This window comes from Rhodococcus sp. NPDC059179 (genome assembly GCF_042754885.1).
Taxonomy (GTDB): domain Bacteria; phylum Actinomycetota; class Actinomycetes; order Mycobacteriales; family Mycobacteriaceae; genus Rhodococcus_G.
Genome location: NZ_JBHZBV010000003.1, coordinates 221,753 through 237,614, shown reverse-complemented (window position 1 = coordinate 237,614; position 15,862 = coordinate 221,753). Strand labels below are relative to the sequence as shown.

1 protein-coding gene (only partly in view) is annotated in these 15,862 nt (G+C 67.1%); it reads left to right on the top strand.

The genetic code is table 11. The features are described from left to right. Window positions 1-649: 649 nt before the first annotated feature. Window positions 650-15,862 carry the start of a non-ribosomal peptide synthase/polyketide synthase gene (locus ACFXMV_RS09345; protein ID WP_378611792.1) on the top strand. 23,901 nt of this gene lie beyond the right edge of the window, so the window shows 15,213 of its 39,114 coding nt (coding positions 1-15,213); the start codon lies at window positions 650-652; the stop codon falls past the right edge of the window.

Sequence of the window (15,862 nt, the reverse complement as noted above, 5' to 3'; positions counted from 1 at the left end):
CGATCTGGACGCGTCGGGCTGACCGGATCGTGTGTCGAGGTCACGGTCTGTGACTCAATCACAATCCCGCTGTGACACGCGCACAAGGCGAGCCCTGAGCCTCCAAAAGGCCGTTGACCACGGTAAATGTTCCAAAATTAGGCTGACGGGAGCGTCATCGGGGCTCGCGAATCGCGGCATCCCTGGCGAGGTCCTGGACGCTTGTTAGAAGAAACACCAAAAGCGGGTGCCCGGCGCTGGATGAGATGTAGATTACATCTGCGGTGCGGGCAGATCTCGCCGCGATGTCGGAACGCTGTCACTTGTGACGGCGTGATTGTTCCTCGGGAGGGCGATCAATGAGCGCAGGGTGGATTCGTGGACTCGGTGCGCAGAGGGCTACTGCGGTGTCCTTCACAACGAGGTTGAGACCTCGTCGCAGTTCGGTGATTGCGCGAACCGCGGGAAGTTGTGTGACCACGTGACAGGTCGCATGACCAGACGATAGTTCTCGGTGCGCGCGTCGCGCACCCGTTCCCGCACGCACTTCTCAGCGATGCGGTCTCTTCCTTGTCGAATCTGACTTGGGTCCTCGTCTGTCTTTTGCTGTGCCCATGGGCTGGCACCGAGGGACTCAAGTGTTTGTTGGGACTCCGCGGTGTTCCGGAAAATGAGGTATCAGTTGAAGCCGAACCTGCACGACGGATTGGACGACGGCAGCCAGGCGTTGGATGTGGTCCTGGGTGACGGCCCGGCTCCGCTGCAGGCAGCTGTCGTGGATGCGCGGGACATCTTCCCGCTGTCGCCCGCGCAGCTCGGGATGTGGTACGCGCAGCACGTCGATCCCGAGGCTCCCATCAACATCGCGCAGTTCGTGGACGTGCGCGGTGCGCTCGACGCGGAGGTGTTGGAGAGGGCCGCGGACCTTGCGTCCCGGGAGTTCGGCACCGGATATCTGCGCCTGATCGAGGTGGATGGCACGCCGTACCAGATGGTCGACTCGGAGATCGAGGACCATCTGATCCTGCGCGACTTCCGACAGAGCGCCGACCCGGTGGGCGCCGCCCACGAGTGGATGCGGGCCGAGCACAGCGCGCCCATCGACCTGCTTGTGGATCGTCTCGGTGTTTCGGCCGTGCTGCGCATCGAGGACGACCGCTACTTCTGGTATTCCCGGGTGCATCACATCACCCTCGACGGCTTCGGCGCGATGGCTTACATGACCCGCGCCGCCGAGCTGTACACGACGCTGCTCGAGGGGCGGGAGCCGAGTCCCTCCAAGGCGAGCTCGCTGCGCAGCCTCTACGAATCCGAGATCGCCTATCGCGACAGTGCCCGGTTCCATTCCGACGCCGTGTACTGGGCCGACCGCGTCAAGGGCATGGAGGAGGGCACCAGCCTGAGTGATCGGACCGGGCCGCCGGTCGCGCACAACGGTATCGCGAGCGCGGCTCTGTCCAGCGGTACGGAGGCCCTGCTCACCGAGGCGGCTGCCCGACATGACTCCTCGCCGTCGGGGATGCTCATCGCGGCGTTCGCGGCGTATCTGGCGCAATTGACCGACACCGACGACGTGATCCTCAGCCTGCCGGTGACGGCGCGGACCACAGCCTCGATGCGCAAGTCCGGCGGAATGCTCTCCAACGTGGTGCCGCTGCGCCTGCGCGTTGGCACCGACACCACCGTCGAAGAACTGCTCAAGTCCGTCCAGATCGCGGTGTCGGGGGCTCTGCGCCACCAGCGCTACCGGCACGAGGACATCCGACGCGACTCCTCGAGCGCCGGCATGCAGCGCGAACTGCTGGGCCCGCTGGTCAATATCATGTTGTTCCACAACGAGGTCACCCTCGGACCCATCGTCGGCGAGTTCAACATCCTGTCCACGGGCACGGTCGAGGACTTGGCCGTGAACTTCTACCAGAGCGTCGCAGGCACGCGGACCCACATCGACTTCGAGACCAATCCGAATCTGTACAGCGAGCAGCAAGCCAAGGGCCATCACGTCCGGTTCCTCAGCTTCTTCGATCGGTTCCTCGCCGCGGGCCCGGCCCGCCGGGTATGGGACCTGACCGTCACCACCGAGGACGAGCGGGCCCTCACGCTGTCCGGTTGGAACTCCACCGAGCGTGCGCTCGAGGGCGGCACGTTGGTGTCGTTGTTCGACGCTCAGGTGGCGGCATCGCCGGGTGCGGTGGCGCTGTCGTTCGAGGGTGAGTCGGTGACTTACTCGGAGTTCGATGGTCGAGTCAATCGTCTTGCACGGCACCTGATTTCGATCGGTGTTGGGCCGGAGTCATTGGTTGCGTTGGCGATGCGGCGCTCGATCGACCTGCTGGTCGGTGTGTACGCGGTGGTCAAGGCAGGCGGAGCGTATGTGCCGGTCGATCCGGATCAGCCGTCGGATCGTATCGGCAACATTCTGGAGACGGCCGCGCCCGAATGTGTCCTGTCGACGTCGCGAGATGAATTCACCGGTACAGGGGACAGCTCTGTTCTCCTGATCGATGACCTGGATCTGGCCGGGGTCGATGGTGGGCCGGTGTCGGACGCGGATCGGTTGGCCCCGCTGGCGTCGTCGAACACGGCGTACGTGATCTTCACGTCGGGTTCGACGGGCCGACCCAAGGGTGTGGCTGTCAGTCACGACGCGATCGTCAATCGTCTGCTCTGGATGCAGGGTGAGTACGGCCTGACCGCTGATGACGTCGTGTTGCAAAAGACTCCGGTCACCTTCGACGTCTCGGTGTGGGAGTTGTTCTGGCCGTTGCAGGTTGGTGCTCGGATGGTCATTGCGACGCCGGACGGGCATCGAGATCCTGCGTATCTGGCCCGGCTGATTTCCGAGGAGTCGGTGACGACCGCGCACTTTGTGCCGTCGATGTTGGCGGTGTTCGTGGCGGAGCGATCGGTGGTCGAGGCGTCATCGCTGCAGCGGGTGTTCGCCTCAGGTGAGGCATTGCCTGCACAGACCGCTGCGTCGCTGCGTGATGTCCTGCCGTCGGCTCGGTTGCACAATCTGTACGGGCCGACCGAGGCTGCGGTGGATGTGACGTTCCACGAGGTCACTGCCGCGGATGAGGTGAGCGTGCCGATCGGTGCGCCGGTGTGGAACACGCAGGTCTTCGTGTTGGATTCGCGGCTGCGGCCCGTGCCGGTGGGCGTCGCGGGTGAGCTGTACCTGGCGGGCGTGCAGCTCGCTCGCGGGTACGTCGGTCGCAGTGACCTGACGTCGGATCGGTTCGTGGCGAACCCGTTCGATTGCTCGGGTGCACGGATGTACCGCACGGGCGACCTGGTGACCTGGACGACTGCCGGTGAGTTGGACTACATCGGTCGCACTGACTTCCAGGTGAAGTTGCGTGGTCTGCGGATCGAGCTCGGCGAGATCGAATCGGCAATGTTGGCGGACGAGCGGGTTGCCCAGTCCGTGGTTCTGGTGCGCAGCGACCTGCACTCCGGCGAGCAGCTCGTCGGTTACGTGGTCCCGGTCGAGGGTGCGGCAGTCGACGTCGATGAATTGAAGGCGACGGTCGGGCGCCTGCTGCCCGCGTACATGGTCCCCGCCGTCGTGGTGGTGCTCGAGGCCTTCCCGGTGAACGCGAGCGGCAAACTCGACCGCAAGGCATTGCCCACTCCGATCTTCGTGTCCGGGCGGGCCGCGTTCAGGGCGCCGCGGACGGCCACTGAGGAAATCGTTGCCGGGATCTTCGCGGATGTGCTGCAGGTGCCGCAGGTAGGGATCGATGACAGCTTCTTCGACCTCGGCGGCGACTCGCTCGTTGCCAACCAGGTGGTGTCGCGGATCGGTGCGGCCTTTGACGTCCGGCTCGGAGTCCGGATGCTCTTCGAGGCTCCCACGGTGGCTGGAATCGCCTCGCGCGCGGAGTCATTGGCTGGGGTAGATGAAGCGCGGCCGCAGCTGATCTCGGGCCCGCGACCCGACTTCATTCCACTGTCGCCAGCTCAGCAGCGGATGTGGTTCCTGAATCAGTACGACACTGCGGCGGCGACCTACAACCTGCCCTTCGTGGTTCGGTTGTCCGGTCAGGTCGACGGCGTTGCACTGGCCGCGGCGCTCTCTGACGTGATGGACCGGCACGAGTCGCTCCGCACGGTGTTTCCGGACTCCGACGCCGGTGCGCACCAGGTCGTGATCCCCAGCGGCGAGATCGATCTCGGCTCCGATCCCACTTCGGTCACCGAGTCGATCAGCGAGACGGAGTTGCCCCAGCGCCTGGCCGAGTTCGCCGGCACGGGATTCGACGTCACGAGTGAGATCCCGATTCGTGTTCGGGTGTTCGCGCTGGGCCAGCAGGACCTCGCGGTGGCAATGGTGCTGCATCACATCGCCGCGGACGGGTTGTCGTGGGCCGTCCTGGCGCGGGACGTGATGGTGGCCTACACCGCGCGGGCCGAGGGTAGGACTCCGGCCTGGGCGCCGCTGACGGCTCAGTACGCCGACTACAGCCTGTGGCAGCGCGAGCTCCTTGGTTCCGAGGACGATCCGGAATCGCTGTCCGCCAAGCAGATCGAGCATTGGAAGGCCGCGCTGGACGGCCTGCCCGATCAGCTGGATCTGCCGTCGGATCGTCCGCGTCCCGCGGTGCAGTCGTTCCAGGGCGGCCGACTGGGCTTCGAGATCTCATCGGAAACCCATGCCGGCCTCACTGCGCTCGCCCGGGCAAACGGCGTCACCATGTTCATGGTCATGCACGCCGCGTTGACGGTGCTGCTTTCCCGGTTGAGCGGAACCTCGGACATCTCGATCGGCACCCCGGTGGCGGGTCGAGGGGAGCAGGCGCTCGACGACATCATCGGCATGTTCGTCAACACGCTGGTCCTGCGCACCGAGGTCGACGCCGAGGCGTCGTTCGCCGACCTGTTGGCCCAGGTGCGTGACAGCGACCTGGCCGCCTTCGGTCACGCCGACGTGCCCTTCGAGCGACTGGTGCAGGTCCTGAACCCGGCCAGGTCGACGGCGCGGCATCCGTTGTTCCAGGTCGTGCTCTCGTTCGAGAACATGGCAGGCGCTGAGCTCGAGCTCCCCGGCCTGACTGTCACCGCCGACGAGGTCCGGGTCGACCTGTCGAAGTTCGACCTTCAGCTCACGCTTTCGGGTGGTGCGGCCGGTAACGACGGACCAATGTCCGCCGAATTCATTTACGCCACAGATCTATTCGATGAGGAAACGGTCTCCGCCTTCGTGGACCGGTTCCTTCGAATCCTCGACTCGGTGCTGGCCGAGCCGGCAGCGGCGGTGGGGGACATCGAGATCCTGTCCGCCGACGAGCGGACCGACCTCGTGCTGCGGCCGATCGAGACCGGCTTCGGGACGTCGGGGAGATTCGCGAAGCCGCTGACGCTGGCGCAGATCCTCACGTCCGCGGCCGCGCTCGATCCGGCGGCGGTGGCGCTGTCCGATGAGGGGCGCGAGCTCACCTACCGCGAGCTGGACGAGCGGTCGTCGCGGCTCGCCCGGGTACTGATCGAGCGGGGCGCAGGACCGGAGACCGCGGTTGCGGTGGCCGTTCCGCGGTCCCTGGAGTCGGTGCTCGCGGTGTGGGCAGTAGCGAAGACCGGTGCGGCATTCGTGCCGATCGACCCGAAGTACCCGGTCGATCGCGTCACGCACATGGTCATCGACTCGGGCGCCGTGATCGGCGTGACGATGGGTCAGTACCTCGATCAGCTGCCCGGTGCGGTGGAATGGCTCGCGCTCGACGGCCGGCCCGTCGCGGCCCAGTGTGAGGCGATGTCGCAGGCGCCGGTGACCGATTCCGACCGCACCCGTCCGTTGCGGATCGAGCATTCGGCGTACGTCATCTACACCTCCGGTTCCACCGGACGGCCCAAGGGCGTGGTGGTCACGCACGCCAACCTGTCAAACGTCTGCGGCCACCAGTCGGCGCATCTGTCGACGTCGGCGGACTCCCGCGTGCTGCACTTCGTGTCGCCGAGCTTCGACGTCTCCATCTACGAGCTTCTGCTCGCAGTCGGCGCGGGCGCCACGATGGTGATCGGCCCGCCGACCATCTACGGTGGCGCCGAGCTGGCGGAACTGCTTCGCCGCGAACGGGTCACGCATGCCACGGTGACCCCGGCAGCTCTCGCGTCCGTCGATCCGACCGATCTCACCGATCTCCGTATGGTGATGGTCGCGGGCGAGGCATGCCCGCCTGAGCTGGTCGCGAAGTGGGCTCCCGGCCGCGATTTCATCAACGGGTACGGTCCGACCGAGGCGACGATCATCGCCACCAGCACCCCTCCGCTGGTCCCGGGCGGCCCGATCACCATCGGTGTCCCGTCGTGGGGAATCCGGACGGTCATCCTGGACGCCCGACTGCGGCCGGTTCCGGTCGGGGTGGTCGGCGAGCTCTACCTGTGCGGACCGGCGCTGGCGCGGGGATACCGCGGCCGCCCGGATCTGACGGCGGACCGATTCGTGGCATACCCCTACGGCACACCCGGAGAGCGGATGTACCGTACCGGCGACCTGAGCCGGTGGACCGGACGTGGGGACATCGAGTACCTCGGGCGCTCTGACTTCCAGGTGAAGGTCCGCGGTTTCCGCATCGAACTCGGCGAGATCGACGCGGCGCTGAGCGCGTATCCCGGTATCGAGTTCGCGGTCACCCTCGGACACGAGGGGGCAGGCGGCGTCACCTCGCTCGTCTCGTACGTGCTGCCGTCTGAGGGCACCGAGGTCGACCTCGAAGAGGTCAGGGCCGCGATCGGGCAGACCCTGCCCGCACACATGATGCCGTCGGCGATCATGGTCCTCGACGAGATCCCCCGTACCCCGGTGGGCAAGCTGGACCGGAAGGCGTTGCCAGCCCCGGTGTTCGAGACACGCGCCTTCCGCGCGCCGACCACGCCGGTCGAGGAGATCGTCGCGACCACCTTCGCGGACGTACTCGGGATCGAGCGGGTCGGCCTCGACGATGACTTCTTCGAACTCGGCGGCAACTCGCTGATCGCCACGCAGGTCACGGCGCGCCTCGGCGCTGCTCTGGACACGACGGTCCCAGTGCGGACGCTGTTCGAGGCCTCCACGGTCGGAGCGCTCGCCGCTCAGGTCGAGCAGCACGCGGGCGCGGGGGGCAGACTTGCCCTCGTCGCCGGTGAGCGCCCCGACCAGATCCCGCTCTCGCTCGCACAGCAGCGGATGTGGTTCCTCAACCGGTTCGACATGAGTTCCACCGCATACAACCTGCCGCTGGCCATCCGTCTCTCCGGCGAGCTGGACATCGACGCCCTGCAGGCGGCAGTCGCCGACGTGGTCGAGCGGCACGAGTCGTTGCGGACCCTGTACCCGGACACGGATTTCGGACCTGCGCAGGTGATCCTCGATCCGGCGGACAGCGCCCCCGAGCTGATCCGGGTCGAGGCCACCGGGGACAACCCGGAGCAGTACCTGCGGGAGATGTTCTCGGTCGGATTCGACGTCAGTACTCAGGTGCCGTTGCGCGCCACACTTTTCGAGTTCAGTGACACCGAGTTCATCCTCGGCATGGTCGTGCACCACATCGCCGCGGATGGCTGGTCGATGTCGCCGTTGGCCCGCGACGTGATGGTGGCGTACGCGGCACGCAGCGCAGGCGGGTCGCCCACGTGGACGGCGCTGCCCGTGCAGTACGCCGACTTCAGCCTGTGGCAGCGCGAGGTGCTCGGGTCCGAGGACGACGAGCGGTCCCTGATCTCACAGCAGTTCGCGTACTGGAAGTCCGCGTTGGCCGGGCTGCCCGATCAGCTGGATCTCCCCGCGGATCGACCGCGGCCTGCGGTCTCGTCGTTCCGCGGCGGCGCACATCGGTTCGAGATCGATGTCCGACTGCACACCGCCCTCAATGAGCTTGCGCGCGAGCACAACACCACTCTCTTCATGGTTGTGCATGCGGCGTTGTCGGTGCTGCTGGCCCGGCTCAGCGGAACCGATGACATCGCGGTCGGAACCCCCATCGCCGGGCGCGGCGAGGCCGCGCTCGACGATGTGATCGGCATGTTCGTCAACACCCTCGTGCTCCGCACCCAGGTGGACCCGGGCACGCGGTTCGCGGATCTCGTGACGCAGACCCGGGAGAACGATCTCGGGGCCTTCGGTCACGCGGACGTGCCGTTCGAGCGGCTCGTGGAACTGCTCAGCCCTGCGCGGTCGCAGTCGCGGCACCCGCTGTTCCAGGTCATGTTGTCGTTCCAGAACCAGTCCGTCACGGCCTTCGAACTGCCCGGCCTCAACATCCGCGCGCTCGAATACGACGAGCAGGTCGCGAAGTTCGACCTGCAGCTCAACCTCACCGAGTCGATCGACGAGCACGGCGCACCGATGGGCATGTCCGCCCTGATGACCTACGCCACCGATCTCTTCGACGGATCGACGGTGGCCCGATTCGGGGACCGGTTCATTCGCATCCTCGAGGCGGTGGTCGCCGAGCCGAATCGTCTGGTCGGCGACATCGATGTGCTCGACTCGCTCGAGCGCGGGCTGGTGGTGTCCGGATGGAATGCCACCGATCGTGCGGTTGCGGATGAGACGTTGGTGTCGTTGTTCGATGCGCGGGTGGCGATGTCGCCCGGTGCTGTGGCGTTGTCGTTCGAGGGCGAGTCGCTGTCGTACGCGGAGTTCGATGGCCGGGTCAACCGCCTCGCGCGGCACTTGATCTCGGTCGGTGCGGGTCCGGAGTCGTTGGTGGCTTTGGCGATGCGGCGGTCGATCGATCTGTTGGTGGGCATCTACGCGGTGGTCAAGGCAGGTGCCGGGTATGTGCCGGTGGATCCTGATCAGCCGGTCGATCGTATTGCGAACATCGTGGAGACGGCTGCGCCGGTGTGCGTTCTGTCGACGTCGCGTGATGGATTCGAGGGTGCAGGGGACAGGACTGTCCTTTTGGTCGACACCCTCGATCTGGCCGGGGTCGATGGTGGACCGGTCTCGGATGCGGATCGGTTGGCGCCGCTCGCGCCGTCGAACACGGCATACGTCATCTTCACGTCGGGGTCGACGGGGAAGCCGAAGGGTGTTGCGGTCAGCCACAGCGCGATCGTGAATCGTTTGGTGTGGATGCAGGCCGAGTACGAGCTGACCGCGGATGACGTGGTGTTGCAGAAGACGCCCGTGACGTTCGATGTGTCAGTGTGGGAGTTGTTCTGGCCGTTGCAGGTTGGGGCACGCCTGGTGATCGCGGTGCCGGACGGGCATCGGGATCCGGCGTATTTGGTGCGGGAGATCGCGGAGCAGTCGGTGACGACGATGCACTTCGTGCCGTCGATGCTGGCAGTGTTCGTGGCGGAGCCGTCGGTGGCTTCTGCGGTGTCGTTGCATCGGGTTTTCGCCTCGGGCGAGGCATTGCCCGCGCAGACCGCGGCGAGCTTGCGTGGGGTGTTGCCGCAGGCGCGCCTGCACAACCTGTACGGCCCGACAGAGGCCGCGGTGGATGTGACGTTCCACGAGGTCACGGCGGCAGATGAGATGTCGGTGCCGATCGGTGCACCGGTGTGGAACACACAGGTCTACGTGCTCGACTCGCGACTGCGGCCGGTCCCGGTTGGAGTGGCTGGTGAGCTGTACCTGGCGGGTGCGCAACTGGCTCGTGGGTATGTCGGTCGTGCTGATCTGACGGCGGATCGGTTCGTGGCCAGTCCGTTCGGGTCGAGCGAGCGGATGTACCGCACGGGTGACCTGGTGACCTGGTCGTCTGCCGGTGAGTTGGAGTACATCGGGCGCACGGATTTCCAGGTGAAGTTGCGTGGTCTGCGGATCGAGCTCGGCGAGATCGAGTCGGCGCTGTCTTCTGTGCCGGAGGTCTCTCAGTCGGTGGTGGTGTTGCATCGCGATGAGCGGACCGGGGAGGCGCTGGTCGCCTACCTGGTTCCTGCGGTCGGTGCAGAGGTCGATACGGCGTCGGTGAGGTCTGCCGTGGCCGCGTCCGTGCCCGCCTACATGGTGCCGTCGGCCTTCGTGGTGCTCGATGAGTTCCCGCTGAATGCGTCCGGAAAGCTCGATCGGAAGGCGTTGCCTGCGCCGGTGTTCGAGGCGAAGATCTTCCGTGCGCCGTCGACTCCGGTGGAGGAGATCATCGCGGCAACGTTCGCGGAGCTGCTCAAGGTCGACAGGGTCGGGCGCGACGACGACTTCTTCGAGCTCGGTGGCAACTCACTGATCGCGACGCAGGTCGCGGCCCGGCTCAGTGCCGCGCTGGAGACCAGCGTGCCCGTGCGTGAGTTGTTCGAGTCGTCGACGGTGGCGGGATTGGCATCCCGTGTCGAATCGCATGTCGGGGAGGGCGGCCACCTCGCATTGGTCGCGATGGAGCGCCCCGCCCAGATTCCGCTGTCGCTCGCGCAGTCCCGGATGTGGTTCCTGAACCAGTTCGACACCGCGTCCGCGGTGAACAACATTCCCGCCGCAGTGCGCCTGTCGGGCCGCCTCGATGAGGCTGCGCTCCAGGCGGCCGTCGCGGACGTGATCGGCCGCCACGAGATCCTGCGCACGATGTACCCGGACACCGCGCACGGCCCGGTGCAGTTGGTCGTCGCCGCCGAGCGGGCGGTCCCCGACCTGACCCCGATCGACGTGCTCGGGTCGGAACTGACGGCCCGGGTCATCACCGAGGCATCGGTCGGATTCGACGTGACGCGGGAGGTGCCGATCCGGGCGCGACTGCTACGCGTCCAGCCGAACGAGCACGTGCTGATGATCGTGGTGCACCACATCGCTGCGGACGGCTTCTCGATGGGGCCGCTGGTACGCGACGTGATGATCGCCTACGTGGCGCGCAGCGCCGAGATGGCACCCGCGTGGACGCCGCTGCCGGTGCAGTACGCGGACTACACCCTGTGGCAGCGGGAGGTGCTCGGCTCCGAGGACGACCCGACATCGCTGATCTCTTCGCAGCTGCAGTACTGGACGAAGACGTTGGCCGGACTGCCCGATCAGCTCGACCTGCCTGCGGACCGCCCGCGGCCCGCCGCCGCGTCGTATCGCGGTGCGACGCATGGCTTCCCGATCGATGCGGATCTGCACATCGCACTGGCGGAGCTCGCACGCAAGCACAACGCCACCATGTTCATGGTCGTGCACGCGGCGCTCGCGGTGGTCCTGTCGAGGCTGTCGGGAACCCAGGACATCGCGGTCGGCACGCCGTTCGCCGGCCGCGGTGACGCCGCGCTCGACGACCTCGTCGGCATGTTCGTCAACACCCTGGTGCTGCGCACACAGGTCGAGTCCGCCGCCAGCTTCGAGGACCTGCTCGAGCAGGTTCGCAGCGCCGACGTCGCCGGCTTCGCACACGCGGACGTGCCGTTCGAGCGGCTGGTGGAGGTGCTCAGCCCGTCCCGCTCGCAGGCGCGGCACCCGCTGTTCCAGGTGGCGCTGTCGTTCCAGAACTTCGACATGACCGCCCTCGAACTGCCCGGACTGAGCGTCAGCGGTGTCGACTTCGACGCCCAGATCGCCAAGTTCGACCTGCAGGTGACGATGACGGAGTCGATCGACGACGGCGGTGTTCTCTCCGGCATTGCCGCCGAGCTGACCTACGCCACCGATCTCTTCGACGAGCCGACGATGCGCGAGTTCGAGCAGCGGTTCGTCCGGGTGCTCGAGGCCGTGGCGCTGAACCCGGTTGTCGCGGTGGGGGATATCGACATTCTCGACCCGGTCGAGCGCGGTCTCGTGCTCGCCGAATGGAACTCGTCTGGTGATGACACCGGAGCCGATTCGACGCTGGTGGAGCTGTTCGATGCCGCGGCGGCCGGTCACGGCGACGCGGTGGCCCTGCGGTTCGTGGACGATTCGATCAGCTACCGCGAGCTCGACGAGCGCGCGAACAGGCTGGCCAGGAAGCTGATCTCGGCGGGAGTGGGCCCGGAGTCGCTGGTCGCGGTGGCGTTGCCCCGTTCGAGCGAACTCGTGGTCGCGCTGCTGGCCGTGGTGAAGGCCGGTGGCGGCTACCTGCCGGTGGACCCGAATTACCCGGCGGACCGTATCGAGTACATGCTCGCCGACGCGAAGCCGATCTGCGTGATCGCCTCTACCGACCGCGAGATGGCGCTGCCCGCCGAGTTGCCGGTGATCGAGTTGGACACGGCCGACCTGTCCGGGTTCGACTCGGCCACGGTCACCGATGCGGACCGGGTCGCCCCGCTCTCGCCTGCCAACGTCGCCTACGTGATCTACACGTCGGGATCGACGGGTAGGCCCAAGGGCGTGCTGGTGCCGCACAAGAACGTGGCACGGTTGTTTGCGAATACCGAGTCCGAGTTCGGGTTCGACGAGTCTGACGTGTGGACGATGTTCCACTCGTACGCCTTCGACTTCTCGGTGTGGGAGCTGTGGGGCCCGCTGCTGTACGGCGGCACCCTCGTCGTGGTCGACTATTTCACCTCCCGTTCGCCCGAGCAGTTCCTGGAATTGCTGCGTCGCGAGCGGGTGACGGTCCTCAACCAGACGCCGTCCGCGTTCTACCAACTGGCCGAGGCCGACCGCCTCGCCGAGCCGGCAGCACAGGACCTGGCGCTGCGCTACGTCGTCTTCGGCGGCGAGGCCCTCGAACTGCGGCGACTGTCCGACTGGTACTCGCGCCACGATGACCGGGCTCCCCGGTTGGTGAACATGTACGGCATCACCGAGACCACGGTGCACGTCTCGCACCGCGGTATCGACGAGGCGATGGCCTCGGCGGCGTCGGCGAGCGTCGTAGGACAGGCGATCGCGGGCCTGCAGGTGTTCGTGCTGGATTCGCGTCTGCGCCCGGTGCCGGTCGGCGTGCCAGGCGAGATGTACGTCGCCGGTGTCCAATTGGCGCGCGGATACCTCGGACAGCCCGCCTTGACCGCCGGCCGCTTCGTGGCGAATCCGTTCGGAGAGGCCGGTTCGCTGCTGTACCGCTCGGGTGATCTCGCCCGGTGGAACCGGCACGGGGACCTGGAGTATCTCGGCCGGGCCGACGACCAGGTGAAGGTGCGTGGGTTCCGGATCGAGCTCGGCGAGATCGAGTCCGCCGTGCTCGCGCAGGAGTCGGTCGGCCAGGTCGCGGTGGTGGTTCGCGAGGACACCCCGGGCAACCTCCGGTTGGTGGCCTATGTCGTGCCCACCGCGGGCGTGGCTCTGGATATGGACGCGGTCCGGGCAGGCGCCGCGGCGATGCTGCCGGAGTACATGGTGCCGTCGGCGTACGTGACGCTCGAGGACATCCCGCTCACCTCGAACGGCAAGCTGGACCGGAAGTCGCTGCCCGCTCCGCAGTTCGAGGCGCGGGTGTTCCGGGCTCCGTCGACGCCGGTCGAGGAGATCGTGGCGAACACCTTCGCCGGTGTGCTCGGGCTCGAGCGTGTCGGTCTCGACGACGACTTCTTCGAGCTCGGCGGCAACTCGCTGATCGCGGCGCAGGTGACCTCTCGGCTCGGCGTCGCTCTCGATGCCCGGGTGCCGGTCAGGGTGCTGTTCGAGTCCTCGACGGTGGTCGCGCTCGCGGCCACGCTCGCGGCGCAGGCGGGCGAGGGTGCCCGGCAGGCACTGGTGGCACAGGACCGTCCCGAGCGGCTCCCGTTGTCGCCCGCGCAGCAGCGAATGTGGTTCCTCAACCGTTTCGACACCACCTCGACCGCGTACAGCATCCCGATGGCGATCCGGATGTCCGGTGAGCTGAACGTCGCAGCCCTCGAGGCCGCCGTCGGCGACGTCTTCGCCCGGCACGAGTCGTTGCGAACCCTGTACCCGGAGACGCCGGACGGGCCGGTCCAGGTGATCGTCCCGATCGCGCAGTCCGTCCCGGACCTGACGCCCGTACGAACCCGGGTCGAGGACCTTCCGGAGCTCCTCGTGGAACTCGCATCCACCCAGTTCGATGTCACGGCGGAGGTGCCGGTTCGGATCCGGCTGTTCCAGATCGATGAGACCGAGTTCGTGCTCGGGTCGGTGGTGCACCACATCTCGGCCGACGGTTCCTCGATGGCGCCGTTCGTCCGCAACATCATGATCGCGTACTCGGCGCGCGTCGAGGGTCGCGAGCCCGGCTGGGCGCCGTTGCCCGTGCAGTACGCGGACTACGCGTTGTGGCAGCGTGCGGTGCTCGGCAGCGAAGACGATCCTGATTCGGTGGCGGCCCAGCAGATCGGCTACTGGCGTGAGGCTCTCGCCGGCCTGCCCGATCAGCTGGACCTGCCGAGCGATCGGCCGCGTCCGGCCGCGCAGTCGTACAAGGGCGGCCGGGTCGCGTTCGACATCGACGCCCGCCTGCACCGCGGCCTCGCCGAGCTGGCGCGTGCGCACAGCTCCACCCTGTTCATGGCCACACACGCCGCGCTTGCGGTGCTGCTGGCGCGACTGTCGGGGTCCGAGGACATCGCCGTCGGAACGCCGATCGCCGGTCGCGGTGAGGCCGAGCTCGACGACCTGATCGGAATGTTCGTCAACACCTTGGTCTTCCGCACGCAGGTGGACGGCAGCCTCGGCTTCGCCGACCTGCTGGCGGGTGTGCGCGAAGCGGACCTGCAGGCGTTCGGACACGCGGACGTGCCGTTCGAGCGGCTCGTGGAGGTGCTCAATCCGGCGCGCTCGACCGCGCGGCACCCGCTGTTCCAGGTTGGATTCTCCTTCCAGAACGTGACACAGACCAGCCTGGAGCTGCCGGGGATGACGGTGGCCGCTGTCGATGTGGACACCCAGATCGCCCAGTTCGACCTCCAGTTGTTCCTCACCGAGCGGTACGACGCCGACGGTGCGCCCGCCGGAATGGACGCGCTCTTCAGCTTCGCGACCGACCTGTTCGACCAGTCGACCGTGCAGCGGTTCGCGGAGCGGTTCGTGCGGATCCTGGACGCGGTGATCGCCGATCCCAGCGCCGCGGTGGGCGACATCGACCTCCTCGACAGCGGCGAGCGTGACCTGGTGCTGACCGGGTGGAACGACACTGCGGCGACCGTTCCCGCGGTCTCGCTGGTGGATCTGTTCGATCTGCAGGTCGCGGCGTCGCCGGATGCGGTGGCGCTGTCCCACGACCACGGTCAACTCAGCTACCGCGAGTTCGATGCCCGGGTCAACAGCCTGGCCCGCAGGCTGATCTCCGATGGCGTCGGACCCGAATCGCTTGTCGCCCTCGCCATGCGCCGGTCGGTCGACCTCATTGTCGGCATGTACGCGGTGGTCAAGGCCGGCGGTGCGTACGTGCCGATCGACCCGGAGCATCCGGCCGAACGAATCCAGCAGATTCTCGAGACCGCCGCGCCGCAGTGGGTGCTGACGACCTCACGGGACGAATTCGACGAGGCAGGCGCAGGGTCGGTGCTGTGCATCGACACCGCTGATCTGTCCGGATACCCGGATGCCCCGGTCTCGGATTCCGAGCGGGCGCGGCCGCTGCTGGCCTCGCATCCGGCGTACGTGATCTTCACGTCGGGATCGACCGGTCGCCCGAAGGGCGTCGCGGTCAGCCATGGCGCGATCGTGAACCAGCTGCTGTGGATGCGCGCCGAGTTCGATTTGGACGGAACGGATTCGTTGCTGCTCAAGACGGCGGCGACCTTCGATCTGTCGGTGTGGGAGTTCTGGTCCGCGCTGGTGTCCGGTGGCCGGATGGTGATCGCCAAGCCGGGAGGACATCAGGACCCGGACTACCTGCTCGGGTTGATCCGCAGCCAGTCGGTGACGACCCTGCACGCCGTGCCGTCGATGCTCACGATGCTGTCGGCGGCGGCCTCCGGCGCTCCGCTGTCGGATTCGCTGCAGCGGGTGCTCGCGATCGGCGAGGCACTGCCCGCCGCGGCGGCGCAGGCATTCCGCAGCTCCAACTCCGCTCGTCTGTTCAACCTGTACGGTCCGACTGAGGCTGCGGTCTCGGTGACCGCGCACGAGGTCACCGACGGCGACCTCGGCACGGTGCCGATCGGT